This is a genomic window from Microcoleus sp. PH2017_28_MFU_U_A, from assembly GCF_020738035.1.
Classification (GTDB): Bacteria; Cyanobacteriota; Cyanobacteriia; order Cyanobacteriales; family Microcoleaceae; genus Microcoleus.
In genome coordinates, this window is the sequence record NZ_JAEQCX010000026.1 from 105,265 (window position 1) to 127,283 (window position 22,019).

The 22,019-nt window shown below is 46.5% G+C and carries 17 protein-coding genes and 1 tRNA gene; 10 read left to right on the forward strand and 8 right to left on the reverse strand.

Translation table 11 applies throughout. The annotated features are described in order from the left end of the window. Nucleotides 1-225 precede the first annotated feature (225 nt). From JGK14_RS02925 to JGK14_RS02960, 8 genes are all read right to left on the reverse strand, one after another. Nucleotides 226-2,124, reverse strand: a complete 1,899-nt coding sequence (locus JGK14_RS02925) for a M61 family metallopeptidase (protein WP_293224178.1) — start codon at nucleotides 2,122-2,124, stop codon at nucleotides 226-228. Next, nucleotides 2,121-2,801, reverse strand: a complete 681-nt coding sequence (locus JGK14_RS02930; RefSeq protein WP_293145897.1) for a Crp/Fnr family transcriptional regulator — start codon at nucleotides 2,799-2,801, stop codon at nucleotides 2,121-2,123. The genes JGK14_RS02925 and JGK14_RS02930 overlap by 4 nt, the downstream gene beginning before the upstream one ends. Nucleotides 2,802-3,332: 531 nt before the next feature. Further along, nucleotides 3,333-4,217, reverse strand: coding sequence for a 3'(2'),5'-bisphosphate nucleotidase CysQ family protein (locus tag JGK14_RS02935; RefSeq protein ID WP_293205124.1), 885 nt, complete (start codon nucleotides 4,215-4,217; stop codon nucleotides 3,333-3,335). A 286-nt stretch (nucleotides 4,218-4,503) separates the two neighbouring features. After that, on the reverse strand, nucleotides 4,504-6,429 hold the full coding sequence (locus JGK14_RS02940) for an alpha-amylase family glycosyl hydrolase (RefSeq protein WP_293242021.1): 1,926 nt from the start codon (nucleotides 6,427-6,429) through the stop codon (nucleotides 4,504-4,506). A gap of 252 nt (nucleotides 6,430-6,681) precedes the next feature. Further along, nucleotides 6,682-7,599 (reverse strand): Rpn family recombination-promoting nuclease/putative transposase, encoded by a 918-nt coding sequence (locus tag JGK14_RS02945; RefSeq protein ID WP_293198185.1) that lies wholly within the window; start codon nucleotides 7,597-7,599, stop codon nucleotides 6,682-6,684. A gap of 218 nt (nucleotides 7,600-7,817) precedes the next feature. After that, the gene (locus JGK14_RS02950) at nucleotides 7,818-8,681 is read right to left on the reverse strand and encodes an Npun_R2479 family HD domain-containing metalloprotein (RefSeq protein ID WP_293198187.1); all 864 of its coding nucleotides are present in this window, start codon (nucleotides 8,679-8,681) and stop codon (nucleotides 7,818-7,820) included. 388 nt (nucleotides 8,682-9,069) lie between these two features. Continuing rightward, entirely contained in the window at nucleotides 9,070-9,384 is a 315-nt protein-coding gene (locus JGK14_RS02955; RefSeq protein ID WP_293176570.1) for a Mo-dependent nitrogenase C-terminal domain-containing protein, read from the reverse strand. Further along, nucleotides 9,356-9,526, reverse strand: coding sequence for a hypothetical protein (locus JGK14_RS02960; RefSeq protein ID WP_293202689.1), 171 nt, complete (start codon nucleotides 9,524-9,526; stop codon nucleotides 9,356-9,358). The genes JGK14_RS02955 and JGK14_RS02960 overlap by 29 nt, the downstream gene beginning before the upstream one ends. 175 nt (nucleotides 9,527-9,701) lie before the next feature. Here JGK14_RS02960 and JGK14_RS02965 point away from each other — a divergent pair, with 175 nt between their 5' ends. The 10 genes from JGK14_RS02965 (at nucleotide 9,702) to JGK14_RS03010 (ending at nucleotide 21,978) form a co-directional block, all read left to right on the forward strand. Further along, entirely contained in the window at nucleotides 9,702-10,517 is an 816-nt protein-coding gene (locus tag JGK14_RS02965; RefSeq protein WP_293176572.1) for a cobyrinic acid a,c-diamide synthase, read from the forward strand. A 370-nt stretch (nucleotides 10,518-10,887) separates the two neighbouring features. Continuing rightward, nucleotides 10,888-11,205 (forward strand): hypothetical protein, encoded by a 318-nt coding sequence (locus JGK14_RS02970; RefSeq protein ID WP_293176574.1) that lies wholly within the window; start codon nucleotides 10,888-10,890, stop codon nucleotides 11,203-11,205. Nucleotides 11,206-11,266: 61 nt separating this feature from the next. Then, nucleotides 11,267-12,418 carry a glutamate--cysteine ligase gene (gshA, locus tag JGK14_RS02975; protein WP_293176576.1) on the forward strand — a complete coding sequence of 384 codons (1,152 nt, stop codon included), beginning with the start codon at nucleotides 11,267-11,269 and terminating at the stop codon, nucleotides 12,416-12,418. A gap of 241 nt (nucleotides 12,419-12,659) precedes the next feature. Beyond that, nucleotides 12,660-13,121: a tRNA (cytidine(34)-2'-O)-methyltransferase gene (locus tag JGK14_RS02980; protein WP_293145927.1), complete on the forward strand. Its 462-nt coding sequence runs from the start codon at nucleotides 12,660-12,662 to the stop codon at nucleotides 13,119-13,121. Between the two features lie 591 nt (nucleotides 13,122-13,712). Beyond that, nucleotides 13,713-16,136 (forward strand): peptidoglycan DD-metalloendopeptidase family protein, encoded by a 2,424-nt coding sequence (locus JGK14_RS02985; RefSeq protein ID WP_325314745.1) that lies wholly within the window; start codon nucleotides 13,713-13,715, stop codon nucleotides 16,134-16,136. 138 nt (nucleotides 16,137-16,274) lie between these two features. After that, nucleotides 16,275-16,347: transfer RNA gene (locus JGK14_RS02990), tRNA-Met, on the forward strand. Between the two features lie 127 nt (nucleotides 16,348-16,474). Further along, a complete protein-coding gene (locus JGK14_RS02995) occupies nucleotides 16,475-17,074 on the forward strand; it encodes a peroxiredoxin (RefSeq protein ID WP_293176580.1) in 600 nt (199 codons plus the stop codon). Nucleotides 17,075-17,205: 131 nt separating this feature from the next. Next, nucleotides 17,206-17,745, forward strand: coding sequence for a peroxiredoxin family protein (locus tag JGK14_RS03000; protein ID WP_293176754.1), 540 nt, complete (start codon nucleotides 17,206-17,208; stop codon nucleotides 17,743-17,745). Between the two features lie 22 nt (nucleotides 17,746-17,767). After that, nucleotides 17,768-17,974: a hypothetical protein gene (locus tag JGK14_RS03005; RefSeq protein WP_293176582.1), complete on the forward strand. Its 207-nt coding sequence runs from the start codon at nucleotides 17,768-17,770 to the stop codon at nucleotides 17,972-17,974. Further along, nucleotides 17,941-21,978, forward strand: coding sequence for a hypothetical protein (locus tag JGK14_RS03010; RefSeq protein ID WP_325314746.1), 4,038 nt, complete (start codon nucleotides 17,941-17,943; stop codon nucleotides 21,976-21,978). The genes JGK14_RS03005 and JGK14_RS03010 overlap by 34 nt, the downstream gene beginning before the upstream one ends. The last annotated feature ends 41 nt before the right edge of the window (nucleotides 21,979-22,019 follow it).

Consider the following 22,019-nt stretch of genomic DNA (forward strand, 5'->3'; position numbering starts at 1 on the left):
TATGTCATATCCGGTGAGACAACCATCATAAAAGTCTTTTTTAGTCAGGATTTGAGTCCTTCCCGATTGGCCTATAGTTTTGCAGTGAGGACGAGCGCTGTCAGTACAAAATTTATGATAGGTAATTAACCGGACACAATCTTATTGGTTATTAAAACTAACAAATAACAACCAACAAGTAACAAGTAACAAATAACAACTAACTACTAACTACTAACAATGATGTCACAAATTCGACAGAGGAACACCCAGCCATCCAGTAAAGTTTTGTTTCTGAATAGTGCTTGGCCGATCGACTGGTACGATCGAATAACGGCCGGGGCGCGGCTGGGCGAGAGTAACAGAACAAGTCCGCAGTTCGTCTTGATGAAAAACTGTCACTTCTACGGTGTCCCCCGGCTGATAGTCTTTCAGCCTCTCTGCCACTTGTTCGGCATTTACTCGAAAACCTGCGATCGCCAGCAACTCGTCTCCAGCGTCAATTCCGGCCAATTGTGCCGGAGATCCTGCTTCGACAAATTTAACCATTTGCCGCCCGTTTTCCGCTCCCAACGTCCAACCAATCCGAGGCGTTTGCTCGCTTTCATCTACCCAAATTTGTAGCCCGAAAGGTTCCAGATATTCGTTATAAGGCAACTCTTCTGTGCCGTCTACATAGCGCGCAAAAAAGTCACTCAAATCCATGCCGGCTACAGACTCGATCGCACTTTGCAACTCTTCGGGAGTAAAGCCTATTTCTGCCGTCCGCGAGCGAGCATTTAACTTACCATTTGATGTCAGATACGCAGGCTTTGCCTCTGTTCCCGACTTCTGGTCAAAATCTTCATTTTCAGGAGAACAACCGCCAAACTGCTGCCACATCAAACGCATCACATCGTCGAGCGATCGCGCGTTGCCGTGTTTAGCTCGAATCAACAAATCCAGCAGAAACGAAACTAATTCCCCTTTCAAATAATAGGAAATCTGCGAATTATCGCTATTAGCATCCCTCCGATAAAGTTTAATCCAAGCATCCCAACTCGACTCGCTCGCAGGCTGCACGTTCCGCCCCGGAGTCGTCTGCAAGCGAGTGATTTCTTTGGCAAGATTTTGGAAATAACCTTTCACGCCATAGAGACCCGCTCGAAAAGGAATTAGCAAATCGTAATAACTGGTCGTGCCTTCAGAGAACCATAAAGAAGGAGTATAATTCTCTTGTTCGTAGTCAAATATTTCGAGAGCTTTCGGTCGAATGCGCTTGACATTCCAGAGGTGAAAAAACTCGTGAGCCACCAATTGAATGAACCGTTCGTACTTGTCCTTGTTCCGAAAACCAAAACGCGAATAGTTAAGAGTGCAACTATCCTTGTGTTCCAATCCGCCAAAACCAGAGCCAGACAAATGCAACAAAAACACATAGCGGTCGTAAGGCAAACCGCCGAACATTTCTGCTTCTACCTCAATGACTTTCTTGATATCTTGAATTGCCCGTTCTGGTTCTAAATTGCCTTGTCCCCAAACTACAAGCTGATGGGGTTTTCCCATCACTTCAAAATCGTAGGACTCGTGACAGCCAATCTCAAAAGGACTATCGACAAGGGTGTCAAAATCCGCAGCAGCGAAAGTAAAATCTTCCCCAGAAACAGGCGGCAAAGTAGTAACTGTGCGCCATTCCGGCTGCGGTGGCACCACTGTCACCGTATAGCAGTTGCGCTCAAAACCGGGCAAGAAAAAGCACAGAGCCGCTGGATTAAAATAACCGTGAGTCGAGTCTAAATGATTGGTTCGTACTGTCAGTTCGTTGGCAAAAATCCGGTAGCAAACCGTGACATCTGACACTGAATTTGTCTCGATTTGCCAGTGATTTTTGCTAATCTTGCGCCAAAGTAAAGCTCGATCGCCTCCTAGCGATCGAAAATCTTGCAGGTGGCGGGCGTACTCTCGAACCAAGTAAGAACCGGGAGTCCAGACAGGCATTTTTAAATCCAGCACCGGCTCCGACCAACCCTGCACGCGCAAAGTCACTTCAAACAGGTGGGATTCAGGATTGGGCATCGCCACCGAATAGTGAATGGTCGGTGCTGTTAGTTGTCCGATCGCGCGATCGGCAGCGGACGAGGTATCCTCATAAGTGACATCGGTCATTGACTTGCCAAATTCATCAAGTGCTTGAGGTTGATCAAATGGATAGTTTGGTGCTCTGGATCGATTTTGATCCAGCCTTTACTATCTAGTTTTTCCATAATTTTGCTGGTTTCATCTAGGGCGATACCTGTCACGTCAGCTAAATCTTCATAAGGGATATTGAAGATATCTCTGCCCTCAGCAGTTTTCTGACCGTAGTTTTCTCCCAGCTCAACTAAAGTATTTGCTAGTTTAACCGCTGGCTGGCGGTTCTGGAGTTGAGAGCGGAGATTGGTTTGGCGCAGGCGCCGCACCATCAGTTGCAGCATCCGGTGATGCAATTGCGGATCTTTAAACAGGGTTTGGATAAATCGCTGAGCCGTGACACTGATCAGCCGCACGGGCGATAGAGCAAGTACGTCATTCGATCGGGGAGATTCATCAAGAATGGCCATTTCGCCGAAGAAAGCTCCCCGTCCTAAAATAGCCATTGATACAGCTCGATCGTTTGACAGGCGGCGGACTTTGACCCAGCCCGACACAACAAAATAAATTGCGTTACCCCAAGAATCCTCCATCACCACAGCTCGGCCTGGGGGATACTCATGCTTAACGGCATTGGATAGCAGCCCTCCCAAGGTTTCTGGGTTAGCACCCTTAAATAGAGGGAACAGCTCACTGAAAGCTTCTGTCTTCATGCAAACTCGCGGAGGTGGGAAATTAGATTAGGCGACACCCAATAGCTAGGGAACGATCGCTGTTTGAGAAAACAAACAATCTGTTGCTGCTACATAAGATTGACACAAAGCGAACGAGACGCAAATCTCAGACACAGGCGAAACTTACTTCGTCTCATAGCTCCTTTGACATACCTCCTCTTCCTGAATGAGAGAGGATTCCTTAACGCTTCACAGACTAATGCTTGCAAGAAGCAAGTCTCACTCAGTCTCCACGTTCGTTTTAAGTCTCCCAATGCCCTAGGTTGACTTTTTGTTTTCCTCACAAGTCAAATGCTTGTATGCCTTCAGGGTTGGAGTCAACCATTGCCCCTCTAGCTGTCTAGGTGCGCTCTCACCGTAGCTGTTTCAACGTGTCTTGAGCCTGTAGACATTTCAATTTTAATGCAAAGCTGTCCTAGAACTATGGGGTTTAAAACCCAATTCTCCAATCAGGGTACAGGGGCCCGCTTCACCTAAAATTATGGGCAGATTTTTCAATCTTAAACGGGTTTACAGGCGTCCCACTGCCTGTTGAACTTTCCCCAACAGAGCTTCTATATAATCCGGCCAGCCGATCGCGATCGACTGCGTGTGGGCCAGAGACTCCGGCTCTATGGCGTCTGCCGTCCACCTCAGCGGTTGACCTTGCAAGTCGCAACAGACCAATCCGGCTGCCTTTGCTAGGGCCAGAGGGCCGGCGGTATCCCACACTTTAACTCTACCGTTGAAATACAGGTACAAACCGGCTCGACCTTGTATGATTTCCATAACTTTTAAGCCAAAGCTTCCCAGCGAGTAAAATTCTACTCCTGGGATGCTTTGGGCGATCGCCCCGGCATAGTTTTTCTGGTCTCTGTCGCCGAGAATAATTTTACAATTGAACGGTGTCGGAGCGGGGGGTTTGCAAAGGCCGATCGGCTGCGGCGAAGAGGTTCCTACAGTTTGGAACAATCCCCAATCTTTGCCGCCAAAATACATTTGGTCAAAAGCCGGGGCGTAGATCCAGCCGGCCACCGGTTCCCCCTCCAACAACAGCCCCACCATCACAGCATAGTGCTGTTTTCCCTGAATAAATCCCTCCGTCCCGTCCAGGGGATCGATGCACCAGAGGCGCTGGTAATTTGCCTGGTAAGCTGCTCTGGAGGACGTGTTTTCCTCCGTGATCCTGCCATCTTCAGGAAACAAAGCGCTAAATGCTGCTGATAGTTTTCCGTCTAAGTAGCGATCGATACTCGTCACGTAGTCATCTGGGCCTTTCTCGGAAACTTCAAAAGGTTCCGCTGCAAGCTTGTGGGCTTCTTGACCGCACTCTCGGATGATGTAGCGAATTTTTTGGTCTTGCTCTGGAGAAATATACATCAGGTTAAACATAAATGCTTCAGCTAACTTCAGCATAAAAGCTTAAGTCATTGGAATCGAGCGATCGACCCCTGTGACTATTTTTGACTCTTACAAGATTGGCGCCCGGGTGTCAGCCCTAGGCGCAAAAATTAATTTGACGCACTACTTATGGCGATCAGATGCTCTTCGGCGCACCCTACTCATATCGTTTCCGGTTGCATGGGTATTATTCAAATTTCCCAACAGTCAACAATCAATAATCTATCGTTTCCGGTTGCATTGATATTGTTAAAATTTCCAAACTGTCAACTGTCAACTGTCAACTGTCAACTGTCAACTGTCAAGACTCCCGTCCCGAAACCCACTTATCGCGCCATTTCACAGTCCCTTCCGAAGCCAAAACCCAGCGCCGACAAACCAAATTTTCTCGCAGCGGCGACCTTCCTTCCCGCAGCAGCGCATACTTATAAGAAATCAACTTCCCCGCACTTTCATTAAAAGGAATTTCCCCAAACCAAGTATTAGTATTGATATACTCCAGCGGGTAAGCCTTACTAATATCCCAATTCCCCAATTCAGGACAATCTCCAACCACCACAATTCTTTCCCCAGGCTGACTTTTAACACTGTTAAGCTGAGCCCGCACAATAGTTTTCCCCTTAACTCGCTCTCCCACGCGGCTAAAAATCATTACTTCGCGATCGCCCAACTCCAAATTATACAGCATCCCGTCTTTAACTTCAAACTTGCGGCGCGATAAAACCTCCGTATGCTCTCCATCCGGCAACTCCGTATCAACCGCTTCAACAGTCACAGAATCGCCCCGATTCATCGCCACAAACACCACAGAATCGCGATAGCGGCGGACGTAACAATAAACATCAGCAGTTAGATATTTTTGCCACTGACTCCCCATCGAAATAGCAGGATTCAGCCGCCGCAACCCAGACAGCAACCGCACATCGCGGTAAATCGGCGAATCAGTATCCCACTTTTCCATCATCGGGCGGTTGTAAGGGTCATTTCCCCCTTCTGTATCATCGTGCAGGTACTGTTCAGTACCGTAATAAAGGCACGGAATGCCACGACTTGTCATGATTAAATTTATCGCCAACCGGAGCATTTGTCGATCGGCATTCAACGACTGAAACCGCGGCATATCGTGGTTGTCAATAAAAGTAATCAACTCCGTCGCCCCGTAATAGCGGTGATCCAAATTCAGCACATCCTGAATTAACTGAAATCCGGCTTCCGCACCCTGTCCCAATACTTCTCGAATTGCCACGCACAGCCCAAAATCTAAAATAGTCATCCCCGACTCATTGACAAATTCCACAGAAAGGTCATTTCTAGGATCGCTGTAAATCCATTCCCCAAAGATGAAAACATCAGGTCTATGTGTCAAAATATCCGCAGTAAACTCTTGCCAAAACCAGATCGGCATATGCTTAACTGTATCAACCCGCAAAGCATCAACACCTCTATCTAGCCACTGTTTAATTGCTGACTTAATGTAACTGCGATAGGCAATATTGTTTTCATTGAAAGTAGCCAAGCCAGACAGTTCGCAGTTTTGAACTTGCCATTCATCTTCCCAATTTTGGACTTCTCCATAATGGTGATACCAGTTATCTTTGTCATCGTTAAAGTCAGCTATTTTGACACCATCATCGTAAAGCTCCCCTTTTTTTCCACTAAAATCTGGGTTGCTGTGATTGCAGACAATATCGAGTACAAGTTTCATTTTTCGCTGGTGCAACTCGTATACTAACTTGTCAAATACGGTATCTTTGGTTTCTTGTGTTTGGTTGACAGAAGGATTATCACCTTTGGCAATAAACCGGGGATTTAGTCGCTTAAAATCTTTTGTCCAATAGCCATGAATCGCAGCTTGTTCGACAAATAATGCTTCTACTTGCTCAAAAAGCGGAGTCAGCCAAACTGCTGTAACACCCATATCTTTTAAGTAGTCGAGTTTGTCGATAACTCCCTGCAAGTCGCCGCCCCAATATTTGCCCCAATCTTTGCCTTCTGGATCGTAAAGTTCTGGGTTTGGGCCTTCGTTATTTGCGGGGTCGCCGTCGTGGAAGCGATCGACTACAATGAAATAAATTGTTTCTTGGCGGAATTCAATATCTCTGGTGTACAGGAATTCTAAATCGAGTTCGGTTTCTGGCTTAACTTCTTCTACCAGAGAGTCAATTTTTTCTTCAGATTGGGTAGTTTCGTATTGAGATGAAGTTTGATTGGGAGTGACTGGTGTCATGAGATTTATTTTTTATACTGTAAGATTGGTCAGCTATTGGGAGTGAGAGTCGGAGATAGCTTTTCCCTCTGCCTGACTTTTACAGCATAATACGTAATTTACTCGTTTAATAAAATCTTCCTCTAGACAGATGGCAGAGTCGTCTATAGGTTCATAGTCAGGACTTCAGTCCTCTCTCGTTGGATGAGGACTGAAGTCCTCACTACAAACCAATTTGATGTAGTTTGTAGTGAGGACTTCAGTCCTTCCTTCCTATTCCTCCCGCAAATTTTCGATATCTTCTACACTCAAACCAGTAGTTTGACTAATAGTTTGATTGTCAAGCACATTGAGAAGTTGCCTAGCAATTTCCAGAGCCTTTTCTCTCATTCCTAGCGCGAGTCCTTCTTCTCTGCCTTCTTCTCTGCCTTCTTCTCTGCCTTCTTCTTGCCCTTGTGCGAGTCCTTCTTCTCTGCCTTCTTGAATTCCCTTTCGCAAGATTCCCTGCTGATCCATAATATACCTCTCGCGATCTTCTAAATCTTTCAACTCTTCAGGATTCAAGTTAGTTTCATTAGCAATCGCAAAAGCTTGTTGTATTTCCGAGACATTTTCCATTGTTGACGGTACTACTTCCAAACTGGGGGCATTTTTCATAAAATAAACCCACTTGTCAGTCAAAGTTTCCAACTGATCCAATTGTTTGTTGAATTTCGGCAATTCAATAAATATCATTTCCATTCCTGGATCTGGATACTCAAATAAACGCTTTTTCTCCTTGAACACAAAGTGAGAAATTACTTCTCGGTCGTTTTCAAACATTTCAAAATCTGTAATGGTCAAAGCAATTACAGGTTTTAACTTAAAGTAACCTTCACCGCGAATCAGTTGAGTAGAGTAAGTTTTTGCAGCATTATAAATCACCCGCTTCGCAAAAGATGCCACATTTAAAACTTGCATTTCGATAATTACAGTTTGACCTAATGCAAGCTTTGCTTTGACATCCAGGTAAGACTCTTTAAGATATGAGACTCTTGATGGTAAATACGGATCGATAATTTCTAAATCGGTGATGGTGGGATGGCCTTTGTAAATTAGGGCATTGAGAAAGCTGATCAATATTGGTTTGCTTTCCTTGCCACCGAATATTTTTTTGAAGGCGAAATCGGTTTTGGGGTTAATGAATCTCATGGTGATTTTTCTCTATTTCTTAAGAATTGAACGAGTCAATCTATCGAGCAATGACAATCAAAATATTTTAAAATTTGCTGGCGGCTGTGGGTATAGCTATATTTTACTATATGGCGATCGCCCAATCGAGCACAGTTCACAAGCTTAACATTAAATAGGACGATCGCCCTTTCGCTCGGATCAGCAACCAGAGCGCCCGCCCCAAGTCAACTCCAAGCCTAACTAACAGAAGCCACCTCCTCAACTCCCGCCTCAGAATGCTCCACCCGAAACACATTTGCGTTCAGATTAGCAACAATTTGTTTCCCCTGTTGCGTCAATTCTAAATAGCCGATCGCATCCTTGACATACCGATAAACCACATTCCAATAAAACTTAGGATACCCCTCCCGCAAATCCGCCGGATTGCAATACTTCAACACCTGATTTTGACCAGTCTCCTCAAATTCATAAAACAGCGCAGTCACCTTTTGCAAATATCGCGGATCGCTCAACTGACCAATTAAATCCGCCGCCCGCACCAAACCCGGATAATTCACAGTATCTTGATAGTCTTCATCCCGAGGAACCGGGAAACGAGTTAACTCAATATTCTGCTTAACCAGGTTGGCATCAATCAGTCTGTGACCCCCAAAGCGTTCCTCAACAAACATCTTTCCCCGATCGACATGATAAGGGGTCAAACTCGCATCAGTCGCCCCTCTCGGTAGCGTTAAATTCGTGTCACCTATTCCCGTCGCATACACTCCTAAATCTGTTCTATCTTGCCGACAAACACCCTTGACATACCCGATATCGTGACACAGCAAAGCAATGTGGAAATGCAGCCAATGTTCGCAGGAAACACCGCCCTCGCGGATGTGCTTCCCGCGCAGAATCTCTTGTCCCACCAATGTCACTAAAATAGTGTGTTCCACATTGTGGTAAAGAGCATCGCTATTAGCAATATTTTCCAAAGCCATATCGGCTACCCAAGCAATAATTTCGCCATAGTCAGATTTGAAGCCACCGTAGGTGTGCCGGTAGCCTTCAATTAGCCGATTTACAAAATCGTTAATTAGCAGTTCTGTTGCGTTAAACATATTCACTTCCATTAGGCAAAGTAATTTGTTAAATTATTGTTATATCTGTTGTTTTCGCTGCTACGGTTTGATATTATTGTTGACTTGACCGTAATGATGGAAGCCCGCTGTAATTTAAAAGCATCCAAAGCATCCACTGATATTAACGATTGTGGTCTAAATTGGCGATCGAACAATTGGCATAGTGCTGCACCCATAAATAATTGATAAGCTCTACAGCATTTAAATTGTATATTTCAATGCCTAATTAAAACGCCTCAAATGCTCTCCCCCTGTTTACCCGAAGAGCGAAGCTGTTATAGGTCTCTCCCCCTCTCCATCGACTATCATAGACAATCTAGATGCACTACGGTCGATCGATCGGCGATCGAGGTATGAAACCCCTCAATCAGCAGTACGGCGTTACATCTTCCCCGGATACATCAGCCAAAAACGACAGCGAGCGAAAACGCAACCCCACTAATTCTTCATATACAGGATTTAGCTTGCACATCGGGGGTATGTGGAAAAAATGGTGTCCGAATAACTGGATATTTCTCTCAAAAGGACACCGTGCGGGTATAACTTGGCACAACCACTTAGCTATTTGCCGATCGCCCACTGCAATGCTATCAAACCAGTGTCGCACTGGTTGAACGAGGATCTGGCCAAAACTTAAGTATCGGCACTGATTTTTAGGTAAAATACTTGTAGTCGAGTTCATGATTTTCCTCAGTAATCCGGATTAACAAAAAGTTATAAATCACCCTGATTACATCATCAACCAAACCCACCGTTATCCCAGTGACGTGAATAATTATTTCCTGTGACACTCGCGGCCCAAAAATGTGATATATAAAGTTCATAGTTGTGATAGTAAGTCCGCAAAAATGTGAGACAGATCACCGCCTTTACCCGCTAAATCCTGTATCCTTAGAGGTATATAAAAAAATTACATAAGTGGTAACTGCCGGCCTCTACTTTACTGTACTTACCTGCCATATATTACCCGGTCAATTAACTAATACAAGGTTTCAGGCAATGATTAAACAAAAATATAAATATGCCGACCTTTCTCAACGTCCCCACACAGATACCGTGCTGGAAAAACTCCCTGTAGAAGTTAAGGAGTGGGCAGAAAGCTTGCCTTGGAACCAGCGACGCTACGTTTTGTCCCTCTCCTACATATTGTGTGCATCTACTCCCGATTTTCAAGCCAAATTTTTAGATGAGTACACAGCCGACGGCTTAGTCTCAAAAATGTTTGAAGATGTAGATACTCTACACCGAGTTAAAGAGTATTTAATCAGATTCCGAGTCAAAAAAGAATTAAACGAATCTGATTTAAGAAGCTACATCAAACAATTTTATATCCACTCATCTCAACAAGCGCTCCGGGAAACAGACCAATATTTAGAATCTGCACTGCGTTTCGTATTGAGTACAGAAGAACGGAATAATGTTTTTAACTACATTTTGGGTTTTGAATTTATTAAAATTGTGTTTCAAATGAGTTGGTTGCAACACGAAAGATTAGCCAGACTTCAAAAAAATCAGTCGCAGTTTATTGAAAGCTATATCAAGCCAATTCAACACGCACACAAAATTAATGCCATAATTGTACCGAAAGATGAGAGAATCTTTTTTGCTAGACGCGCTTATTACGTTCAACAGCCTAACATTTCTTACACAAAACTTATCGAGTTAGTCATGGCTACTTTTACTACAGAAATGGTGACTCACTGCGGATTTTCGATCAGCCGCCACTCTCAAGCTATGCGCTTTGACTGCGATTACATTTACGATCCCCAACCAGAAGAAGCAAGATTTCCTACTGACTTGCAATTTATGAATTGACTCTACGCAGTAAAGTGTATGCTCCGCGTAAACCCTAGGTTGCTTTTTCTCTTTACTTTTAGTTTCGCGTTGCGCCCAGGATAGTTTTTGGAGCATCGGACTTCTAGTTTGCAGTTTAAAACCGGTTGTTCAGCCTGACTTTCTCTAAAATGGGACGGCTTTATCAATTGGCCTTACGCTTGCGTTTGTTCAATTTCAAACCAGCTAACTATCACTCCCGCTAACGGAATAGCCAGAAATATTCCTAAAATTCCTGTCGCTCTCGCGCCTACTCACAGTGCAAAAAATACGACTACCGGATTGAGGTTAAGCGGATTTTGCTTGAGTCTCGGATGAATAAAGTTATCTTGAAATAGTTGACAGTTGATAGTTGACCTGTGACAGAAAGAAGAGGGAAGAAGGAACAGCGAAGAGGGAAGAATGCAGTGCTTTCTCACTTCTGTCTGTGGTAAGGGTGGGTTCTGTTTACGATAAGTACGATCGCGCCCCGAATGCCGCATCAAACACAAAGGCGATCGCACAAACAGCCTTTGACACCCGAAAACCGCCTCGGAAACTCTTGGCGGTGCCAGCATTTGCCGCTTTGGGTGCCGCAACTAACACACAAACGCTCAAACAAAGCTGGCGCCCAAATACCCGGTTTCAGTCCCAGCCTCCAAAAATTTTAACTCTGCCTTGTGGCAGATAGTACGAACAGCTCAATTTTTGGGATACTAGAAATTAGCACTCAACTTAGCTGAGGAACAAACGTGCTGCTATCAAAAGGCTTTGAAGTAGAAATGTATACCGGCACGCCCGAAGGTGAGGTTGTCGGTCTCTCCGATCGCATAGTCGCCGATCTAGAGGGATTTGTGCGGGAGCCTGATAGTCGCAATGTGGAGTACACGACGGCCCCGCTGTGCAGCTACGATCGCCTGCTGTGCGCCCTAGTCAAGCCGCGAGTCCGGCTGCGCGAGTATCTCAAACAGTTGGGCGACTATACCTTGCTCCCGGGAAGTACGCTATCTCTCGGTGGGAGCGATCGATTTTACCGATCGGATCCCAACAACCCCTATCACACCTACATCGAGCAAACCTACGGCACCAAAGTCGTCACTGCCAGCATTCACATCAACATCGGCATCTCCGAACCAGAAATGCTGATGCGCGCCATCCGCCTCGCCCGCGTCGAAGCACCGCTATACTTGGCATTGAGCGCTTCTTCCCCGTTCCTCGACGGCGAAGTCACGGGCTATCATTCTACCCGGTGGGGTTTGTTTCCCAAAACTCCCGCGATCGTCCCCCTGTTTGAAAGTCACAAGCATTACATCCAGTGGACTGAAGAACAGCTAGAACTCGGCAGTATGCAAAACGTCCGCCATTTGTGGTCTGCTGTGCGGCCAAATGGCGATCGTCGCCCCTACTGTCTCAACCGCCTCGAACTGAGAATTTGCGATCTTGAAGTCAATCCTCTGGCTTTGTTGGCCATCACTGCCTTGCTAGAAGCTCGTATTTGGCAGATGATGGAAGACCCCGGCTTAGACCCCTTAGCACTCAGTACCTTACCGGCCGCCACCCGCAATCAAGACTTAGTTGCCCTCACCGACGCCAACGAAATTGCTGCATCCCGGCAAAGTTTGGATGCCGAACTCACTCACTGGCAAGACGGCAGAAAGATTTTGGCGCGAGATTGGATTGAGGAAATTTACCAGGAAGTCTGGCCGATCGCCAAAAAACGTGGCTTTAGTTGCTTTCTCTCGCCGCTCAAAAAGATTCTCCGGGAAGGCAACACCGCCCAACAGTGGTTGAAACTGTATGAGGGCGGTTTGGATGCGCGCACGATTATTCTGCAAGGGATTGATGGCATGGCTCACCAGGAATGGGAGCTGGAAGACAATTTGTGCGGCCAGTTAGTCGCTTGAACAGTAGCAGTGCAAAACAAATCAGAATATTTAATCAATGGCAGCCGGCACCTGTTATAAATAAAAGCTATGAATAGTATCTACCTTTGGGTAGATTTCTAAATGTGCCAATAGCTGTATTTTTTGCTTTGATAGCAACTGCCAAGACGTGTTTAATCGCTGAAACCATTGCTATCCTTGGGGCGATGGGGGCTGTCAACTGTCCCAGGTCAACTGTCAACTGTCAACTGTTTAAAGCTTCATGCCCCAACTTGTCTTGATTCACCCGCAAATTCCCCCGAATACTGGCAATATCGCCCGCACTTGCGCTGCCACAGGCACGACATTACATTTAGTCGGCCCGCTGGGGTTTGAAATTAGCGATCGCTACCTGAAAAGGGCCGGCTTAGATTATTGGCCCTATGTCAATCTCCACTGTCACGAAGACTTAGCTGCTTTTGAGATATTTCAGCAGGAGCGAGGAGGGCGAACGATCGGATTCAGCACTGGTGGACGATGCAGTTATACCCAATTCCAATTTCAGCCCAGCGACTGGTTGATGTTTGGCTCAGAAACTGTCGGCATTCCTAAATTGGTCTTGGATGCCTGCGATGCCACAGTTTTTATTCCCATGAGCCAGCCTGGAGTCAGGAGTTTGAATCTCTCTGTCAGCGCCGCTGTAGGTTTATTTGAGGCTAAACGACAGTTGGGCGAACTCGGATAAATCGCGATCGACAGATACATACATATATAGATATTTAATAGCTGTCGGGTACAACCAACTTTCGCTTTAAATATAAGAAATTTGTATCAAAGCGGTGAAAATCTAGATAGCGGAGATTAATATATTTTATTCATCCAAAAACAGATTGTTATCAGTAATACCAAATTAGTCGCTGCGAGGATGTAGCCACAAAAACAGAGGATTTCAGCGATTTAAGGCGCCAGGGATCGCCTGATTGTGCCTGAAGGCTATTGATATCTAGTGAATATACGGTTGTAGGTTGTCCGGAAATTAGCATAGAGTCGGACAATAGGTGAGAGTCTTAGCCTGTGCGGGAACGGATATTTTATGTATTCGTTCCAACTATTGCGGTGTAAGGCTTGTGGGGTGTAATTGCAGCGGGTTTGACCGAGAATTTAAAAAATTATTACGGTTCGAGCTTGTCTAAATTAAAAAAGCAAGGTAATCTTGCCTAAGCACGATCGCTTTCAACAATCAGAATATTTTTGGTTGTTGATTTAAATTCAGCGTCATGCAATCCCTTGAGTGTTTCCAAGGACAGTTAGCGCTTCTCAGTAGGAGGTCGTTTTTTTGAAACGAACATATCCCCAAAAAAATAAGCCTGTTCAGGCTAGTGAAATCGACAGAGACGGTTCTGCGGAACCGTCCAAGCAGACAACGCTCAGCACAGGCTCCTTTCGCTCTCTCGCCACGATCGGGCTGGCAATATCGGTAGGTGCTTCTGGCATCCTGCTGCCGAGAAACGGAGACAGCGCTCGCGCGTCTGAACTCACACCGACAGCAGAATCGACCGTTGAATTAAAGCCTGTATCGACCAACGGGCCCGCTACCACCGGACAAGTTGACGGCTCCTCAGCCGAACAGGCAGGGGTTAAGGTTCAGCAGGGACAAACCCTTTGGGATCTGTCTCGGGACTATGAAATTGAACCGAAGGCACTAGCAACTGCCAACGGCATCAAACCCGATACCGCACTCCAAGTCGGCCAAGAACTCAAAATTCCGGAGGCTCTAGAAGCCTCGCCACAAGAGAACCCTGGCAATACTGCCACAGTCAATCCAGAACAAAAATTAAATCTAACTGGCTCCGAGTCGTTGGATAGTGCAGCCCAGTACGGTCAGTCAACGGAAGCGCCAGATATGGCGACGACTGTACCGACGCAAAGCTCGATCGACAGCCCGAACGCAGACGGGGCGATCGACAGTTTGAAAAAACAGGAAAACCGCACTACAGCATCAGGTCGGCCCCTGTTGGACTCTGAGGTGGGACCAAATTCATCTACACCTGCTGTACCGACGCTGGCATCCCCGGAATATGCCACCTCGCCAGCAATTCCTGACCTCAGGGCCACACCTGTAATTCCCAATGCCTCGGTGGGTCAAGCAGCATCGCCCGATCGATCGTTGGAGTTCATTGAACAGTCTCTCGCAACACCTAGTTTGCCCTCCGCTGTGGTAGTGTCCCCAGCAGGCAGTAGCGCAGGGCCAGCCCAGGGGCTCTACAACGTGCGCCCGGGAGATACGTTAGATGCGATCGCCTCTAATTACCGGGTATCGCCCAAAGAGCTGATCGCCGTCAACAAGCTGGGCAATCCCAACTTGCTGAATGTCAATCAACGGCTGAAAATTCCCAACGTTCGGTCAAATAATCCAGCGGTGCAGGCGGCAGCATCAGATTCTGCCTCTAACTCTACATCTGTCTGGTCGGCGACTTCGGTTCCCGCATCTTTGAACCCCAGTTCGTCTACCTCGGAAATAACCAGTGCTGGCGTTGCAGCACCCGCCCCAAAAGTGGCCGTTGTCTCTCCCTTGGCGAACTTGGAAGGTCTGAACAATATTTCAGCGCCGATGGTTCCCAAAATTAACAGCATTCCGCTAACTCAAGTTTCTCAAACCATTAGCGACACCAGAAAGCTGGAACTTCAAGGCGAACCAACATTTACAGGTGCCGTTGACACCAGCGCGCTGCCGCAGCCAGCAAGTGCAACTGCTACCAACCTCGCTGCTGCATACCCGCAGCCTTTCGGCTTGCAAAATGTTAGCGCCCAGGGTTTAAATCCCGCTCCCACGAGCGCTGTACTTGAGTCGAATGCGGAGGATCTACCCACCGCTACCGCTCTCAACCCTTATTCCGAACGCTTGAGAGCAGAAGTTGTCAGACTGCGAGAGGAATATCGCGCCGAGCGCAATTCGATCGGGGCAAATGCGGTTTCCCTGGCTCCAACTGAGGGCCCAGAAGCGAAACTCGCCTCCAACCCGTCTGAAGAACTGCCAAGCGTCAATCCCGACCTCTACACCCCCGAATACGCTGGAGCGGTGCAGAATGAAATCGGCAGACCGCCGTCGAGAGGGTGGTCCCAGGAAGTTCAGAAACAGCAGCAAGAGCGTTTCGATCCCGCTCGTGCAGCCGAACTGCAACCGATCAACCTAACGCCTACCTCTACTCAAGAACGGCCGGTGGTAGCAACTGCTCCTTTGGGTTCCGAGGGTTATGACCCCCTGAGCAACCCGTCTTTGGGACGCATGGTTTCTCCAGAACTGCCTCCACTTTCGGGCGCTGATACTTATCTGCCTAACGGCGGCGGCAAACAGCAGTCGGCTAACGGATTGATTTGGCCGGCTAAGGGCGTTCTCACTTCTGGCTACGGCTGGCGCTGGGGACGGATGCACAAGGGAATTGATATTGCAGGGCCGATCGGCACGCCAATTGTGGCCGCCGACAGCGGGGTGGTTACCTATGCAGATTGGAATGACGGAGGGTACGGCTATCTGGTGGAAATTACCCATCCAGACGGATCAGAAACGATCTACGCCCACAACAACCGAATTTTGGTTAAAAAGGGTCAGCAGGTCGATCGCGGCGAACAGATTGCAGAAATGGGCAGCACCGGCTTCAGTACCGGGCCGCACTTGCACTTTGAAATCCATCCCGCCGGACAGGGTGCTGTCAATCCAATGGCTTTTCTGCCTAACGATACGTCCAGTGCTTCTCGATAACGACTGGTCTCAAGTTATGGGTTTTGAATCATTACCAAAACTCATAACTTAGATCGGAAGGTATTAGAAATTCGGTTGTTGGGAATACAGACATACTTCCACCTACCGTGCTACGATGGTAAATCGTGAAGTAAGTTTGGCTCAGTGGCGCAGTGGTTAGCGCAGGGGACTCATAAGCCCAAGGTCGCAGGTTCAAATCCCGCCTGAGCCATGATTTAATAGAAAAAATCACGCTCTCTATTTTGAGAGCGTGATTTTTTAGACTTGCCGAGAACATACTTGTAGTCGTTATGAGTATGATATATTTGTAACAGTTCGTAAAAAAGGAAACAAAATCTATGACAAGTGAATGCCTCCGGGTTGGTCAAGCTGCACCCGATTTCGCAGCAACAGCCGTAGTGGATCAGGAATTCAAGACAGTTAAACTGTCAGACTATAAAGGCAAAAAGTATGTAGTCCTGTTCTTCTACCCCTTGGACTTCACCTTTGTGTGCCCCACAGAGATTACAGCATTTAGCGATCGCCATGAGGACTTCAAAAAAATCGATACCGAAATCCTCGGCGTCTCCGTTGACAGCGAATTCTCTCACCTTGCTTGGATACAATCAGACCGCAAATCCGGCGGTGTCGGCGACCTCAACTATCCTTTAGTTGCTGACCTCAAAAAAACCATCAGTTCCGACTACAACGTCCTCGACCCAGAAGCAGGTATTGCCCTCAGAGGTCTGTTCATCATCGACAAAGAAGGCATCATCCAACACTCTACTATCAACAACCTTGCCTTCGGCCGCAACGTAGACGAAACTCTCCGCACTCTGCAAGCTATCCAACACGTTCAGTCTCACCCCGATGAAGTTTGTCCCGCTGGCTGGCAGCCCGGTGACAAAACCATGACACCCGATCCAGTTAAGTCGAAAGTATTCTTTGCTGCTGTCTAACTCGATCGTTTTGAGTTGTAGGGCGGCGCCTGTGAGTGCCCGCCCTCGAAACTTTCGGTGCAATGCCCAATCCCTCCGCTTCGCTTCGCCCATTGCCCAATGCTCAATTCCCCATTCCCAAATTAGCAAATATGCTGACTTCTACTGATTTTAGCGGCTTGTTAAATCAGCGGTTTTTCCAAAATTTATTGCCTGTTCCCGCGACTAATGTTCTGAAGCTGGGACAGAGGACACCAGATTTTGAATTGCCGGATATTAATAATGGCAAATTAGTGCGGCTGTCGAATTATCGGGGCGATAAGCCGGTAGTTCTGGCTTTTACGCGGATTTTTACTGAAAAGCAATATTGCCCTTTCTGTTTTCCTCACATTAAAGCTTTGAATGAAAAGTGGGAACAGTTTGCCGATCGCAATATAGAATTATTGATGGTAACCAGCACCGACGACAGGCAAAGCCAAATAGTTGTCAGAGATTTAGGCTTGAAAATGCCTCTGCTGTCCGATCCAAGCGTAAGAGTGTTTCGGGCCTATAAAACCGGTCAGGCTTTGGGTGCTCCTTTGCCGGCTCAGTTTGTTTTGGATGCAGAGGGCAAACTCCTATTTAAACATTTGTTTTCGTTCATAGACCACAATGCTAGTGTGGAAACTTTGCTGAAATCTATCAATAAGTAAGAACACGGCAATTCTGGCTCCAATGCTGTCTCCTAATTTGGAGTTTTTAACCGCAGATACACGCAGATGTACGCGGTTATTTTTGGGTTTTGCGATCGATACTTATTGTGCCAATTTTCAGGGCGGAATACTCGGATGTTCGATCGGCAGAAATCTAGGCTATAGCTGGAATGTAGCTAGTAGCAGTTTAAGCCGATGTCGTCTCCTAAAGGTCGATCGAGCAAAATAGAATTCAGCGTCTTAGCGTCGCATCCTGAGTTGTTGACAGGTTTAGATGCGTGGCTGCGGCTGGGTTTGATTTCGCCCGCTGAGGTTGAGCAGTTGTGCCGACAGTATTTAGTCTGCCCGATACCCGAGCCCGCTGTAGCCCTTTCTGAAATTGACGATCGCCAGAGTTCTCCTATTTCCGAACCCAAAGTACCTGCTCTAGCAACACAAAAAGCATTACCCAGAACCACAAAAAACGTTGTCGAGCGCGCAGAAACTCCTCAAACCCCAACTTTTGCCTCTCAAATTTTGCAGTCCCTCATCGCCGAAATTAGCGTCGTGTGGCTGTTGTTTTTAGGAGTGTTCATGGTAGTTGTCTCCTCAGGAGTCTTGGCTGCCAGTCAGTGGGAAAAATTTCCGGCTGCCGGACAATATGGAGTTTTGTTAGCTTATACTTTAACTTTTTGGGCGATCGGCAGTTGGGCAAAAAAACAGCCTAATTTACACTTGACTGCTCAAACTTTGCAAGAAGTTACCCTGTTGCTAGTGCCGATAAATTTTTGGGCGATGGACACCTTTGGATTGTGGAAATATCCTTGGGATTGGGCAGTTGCCATCGTCGCCGCATTTATTTTGACTTGGATAACGCGCGGAATTATTAAAGATCAGTATCAAAGTTTGTGGGGGAAAAATGTAACTACCTCGATCGCCCTAAATCACTTGGGATTGAGTTATTTGCACTGGGGTTGGGGATTTCCAGGCTTTGCCCTAGCTGCGGTTTACTTGGGTACGGTGGGAACTACTGCTGCTACAGTTTATCAAGTTCAGCAACAACGGGTACAATCTATCACACGCGGGGGAAACACTGAAACTTCCGCCGCTGCTTTCAGTTCCAGCAGAGATTTTCTGACTTACAGAAAAGCCGCTTTAGTAGCTTATTCTTTGGGAATTTTACTGGGTCGGGCGATATTTGTCAAGGATGTCAACATCCATGAAATGGGTTTAGCTTTGGGAATTTGTGGCGTACTGTTAGCGTGGCTAGATTGGCCGCAATCCCTTGCATCTGGAACTACTAGAAACAATATATCTAACGAGCCAAATCCCGGCAACTTTTTTAACTGGCAATTAGCCGGAGGGGGTTTGTTGGGTTTGGGGTGGCTGGTTTGTTTTCGCGAAATTCCTCTACAGGCGATCGCCATTAGCGCCTTGGCTGTTTGGTTTTTTTATAACCGCTTAGTGCGGTTTTGGCAAAAGTTGGATTTGCTAATGCTTTTCGCCGTGGGACTTCAAAGCATTTGGCTGGTTTGGCGAGTGGTTCCTTTAGGAATTAAAACACAATTTGTTGCATTTTTAACTCAGCTTACCAACTCTGGGCAAACTCCTTGGGCTTTTTGGGGTGTTTTGCTGTTGCCTTATTTAATTTTAACCGTAAGTGCGGCGCAGTGGCTCTACCGATCGCGAAAGTTTCCACTTGCCCATTTTGGCGAAAATCTTGCTCTCGGTTTGGGCAGTGTTTTAACTATTATTAGTGTAGTCAATCCGTTTTGGCGATCGATCAATTTATTAATTTCTACTGTAACTTTAGGTTGGATCGCTTGGAAATACCTAATTCCACAGAAGTCCCCACTCGTGGGGATGCCTGTTTCTCCTGTTGATACCAAGGGAAATCCGGCATTTTGGGTTTCGCTGACTCACATTACTGGTTTGTGCGGCTTCACTTCGGCAATTGACTTGTTTTTGCCAAACCAGAGAGACTATGTTTGGGCAGGAATGTTATTGATATTGATGGTGGCTGAATGGGGATTTTTTGTCTGGATGAAATCTGCAAATACCAGAGAAAGTTCTGCATTCTTTCGCTGGCATCCTGCGTTATTCCAAAGTTCCTGGTATCTGGGATTGGTGTTGGCAGGATTGAGCTTTATCTTGCTGTACAGTAATATGCACTCTCAGTGGGGTTTGATGTGGCTGGCGACTCCTTTGGCTTTGACTGCTGTTGCTAAATATAGTGAAACTTCGCACAAACAACTTGCAAGTACCTTGAGTTCGATCGCGCTAATAATCGCACAATTTCTGATTCTTGACTTTCCGGTATACAGGTTAATGGGTTTGGGTTTTGCTGCGCTGTTGATGTTCGTCAATACTTACTATTTAATTGAACAACCAGCGGCTGCAATACAAGTCGGATTTGGCTTGAGTTTCGTAGCTGCGGTAATTTATCAATTAGGATTTTTGTCTGGTTGGGCTTGGGGAATTGCTGGGGCGATCGCACTTTTGTGTCTCTGGTTGCTTCGCAGCACGATAGTTCGTTATTTTAGCACGTTGCCTGAACCTTCGACCTTAGCTGAAATTTACGATCGAGCTTTGGATGGTTGGGCAATCTTAGTCACCAGCTTGCTGTTGACAAACATCACTCTTTATTCCTTTCAACTCTACGATTCACGCAGTACCTTGAGTTTACCAGCCTCTACTCAAGTTTTGGCTGCTACTTTGGTAACTGTGGCTGCAATTGTTTTCCGAAGTTTGGGCAAACTTTCCCCGCTGGCAATTTATGCCTTGGCTTGGAGTTTGGAGTTGCTGACAGCAGTCGGTTTGAGCTTTATTGGACGCAATATGATTAATTTGGCAGTCGCGAATATTGCCTTGGGCTTATCTACGCAATTGTTGGGCGATTGGTGGCGGCGGCGCAACCCCGATTATCGCCAAATTTTACCCAGCATTCACGTGATACCTCTACTTTACGGGGTATTGGGCTTGATTTTGCGATCGGACACCTTTACCAATAGTACAGGTTTAATCTCGTTAGGTGCGTCTTTAATTGCGATCGGCATTGGTAGGCGGCAGCAAGAATTTAAACCTTTGGTTTATTTGGGATTACTTGGCGTGTCAGCTTCCGCCTACGAATCCCTACTATATCAACTTTCCCAAACACGAGGAGGAGCTTTTGGCGACGGCTTAATTGTACTCGCAACTCTCGGCACAACTTTAACATACATCTATCGCATTTTATCTCCTTGGCTGAGCAGCTATTTACATTTAACCAATGCCGAATTAAAAATATTCGCTCACCTGCACTGGGTTTTAAGCAGTATACTCCTGATTTCAGCTTCTGGCAACTATATTAAATCCGGGCTAAATTTAGGATTAGTCACTGGTACTCTCTTAGTGCAATACGCTTTCTTGCAAGGGCGAAATAATCTCGATCGCCAATGGGCAGAAATTTGGATTTACTTAGGCTGGCTAGAAGCCTTTGGCATCCGGCTTTACTGGATCAATACACCTTTAGTCAAGTACATTTCCGGGCCACTGGGGCCGTGGAAAGTTGCCTTTGCTTCTCTATTTGCCTATTTCATTTACATCTTACCTTGGGATAACTGGGGTTGGTCAAAAAATCCCTGGAAGATAATCGCTTCTCTGATTCCAATCATCACTATTGTGGAATCTCCCGCTAAGTTTTATCCGATTAGCTTTCTGATAGCTGCCGCCTTCTATGTTTTCCTAGCTTGGGAAAAGCGCGAAGTCCGTTTTACCTACGTTAGTGTGGCGATAGTTGACTGGGTATTACTGCGCTGGTTTGGACAAATCGGATTGACTCAACCCGAATGGTATTTTACTCCTTTAGGGCTTTCTTTCCTTTATGTTGCTCAGTACGATCGCGCTTTGCAACTACCAGCCCAAAAAACCCTGCGCCACAATCTGCGAATGCTAGCCACGGCGATGATTTGCGGGATACCTCTTTTGACTCAACACAACCACGGTTTAGTTGCAGGATTTTTTAGCTTGGTGGCGATTGCTGCGGGTTTGGGGCTGCGAGTGCGGGCGTTTTTGTTTGTGGGAACAGGAATTTTCTTAATCAATGTTTTCTATCAGTTGGTGGTGCTGATTTTTGACTATCCGCTGATTAAATGGGCGATCGGCTTGGCTTTCGGGATTGTGTTTATCTGGATTGCTGCTACTTTTGAGACGCGGCGCGATCGCATTTCAGCTTTTGTCCAGCATTGGGTTGTACAATTGCAATCGTGGGATTGAATTTTCCGCAATAGACCTCTTCGTTTCATTCTCTCCCTCTT

What these genes read in the sequence shown, in the direction of transcription:
- JGK14_RS02925 (WP_293224178.1), bottom strand. Translation starts at nt 2,124, where the DNA reads ATGACCGATGTCACTTATGAGGATACCTCGTCCGCTGCCGATCGCGCG.
- JGK14_RS02930 (WP_293145897.1), bottom strand. Translation starts at nt 2,801, where the DNA reads ATGAAGACAGAAGCTTTCAGTGAGCTGTTCCCTCTATTTAAGGGTGCT.
- JGK14_RS02935 (WP_293205124.1), bottom strand. Translation starts at nt 4,217, where the DNA reads ATGCTGAAGTTAGCTGAAGCATTTATGTTTAACCTGATGTATATTTCT.
- JGK14_RS02940 (WP_293242021.1), bottom strand. Translation starts at nt 6,429, where the DNA reads ATGACACCAGTCACTCCCAATCAAACTTCATCTCAATACGAAACTACC.
- JGK14_RS02945 (WP_293198185.1), bottom strand. Translation starts at nt 7,599, where the DNA reads ATGAGATTCATTAACCCCAAAACCGATTTCGCCTTCAAAAAAATATTC.
- JGK14_RS02950 (WP_293198187.1), bottom strand. Translation starts at nt 8,681, where the DNA reads ATGTTTAACGCAACAGAACTGCTAATTAACGATTTTGTAAATCGGCTA.
- JGK14_RS02955 (WP_293176570.1), bottom strand. Translation starts at nt 9,384, where the DNA reads ATGAACTCGACTACAAGTATTTTACCTAAAAATCAGTGCCGATACTTA.
- JGK14_RS02960 (WP_293202689.1), bottom strand. Translation starts at nt 9,526, where the DNA reads ATGAACTTTATATATCACATTTTTGGGCCGCGAGTGTCACAGGAAATA.
- JGK14_RS02965 (WP_293176572.1), top strand. Translation starts at nt 9,702, where the DNA reads ATGATTAAACAAAAATATAAATATGCCGACCTTTCTCAACGTCCCCAC.
- JGK14_RS02980 (WP_293145927.1), top strand. Translation starts at nt 12,660, where the DNA reads ATGCCCCAACTTGTCTTGATTCACCCGCAAATTCCCCCGAATACTGGC.
- JGK14_RS02995 (WP_293176580.1), top strand. Translation starts at nt 16,475, where the DNA reads ATGACAAGTGAATGCCTCCGGGTTGGTCAAGCTGCACCCGATTTCGCA.
- JGK14_RS03000 (WP_293176754.1), top strand. Translation starts at nt 17,206, where the DNA reads ATGCTGACTTCTACTGATTTTAGCGGCTTGTTAAATCAGCGGTTTTTC.
- JGK14_RS03005 (WP_293176582.1), top strand. Translation starts at nt 17,768, where the DNA reads ATGCTGTCTCCTAATTTGGAGTTTTTAACCGCAGATACACGCAGATGT.
- JGK14_RS03010 (WP_325314746.1), top strand. Translation starts at nt 17,941, where the DNA reads ATGTCGTCTCCTAAAGGTCGATCGAGCAAAATAGAATTCAGCGTCTTA.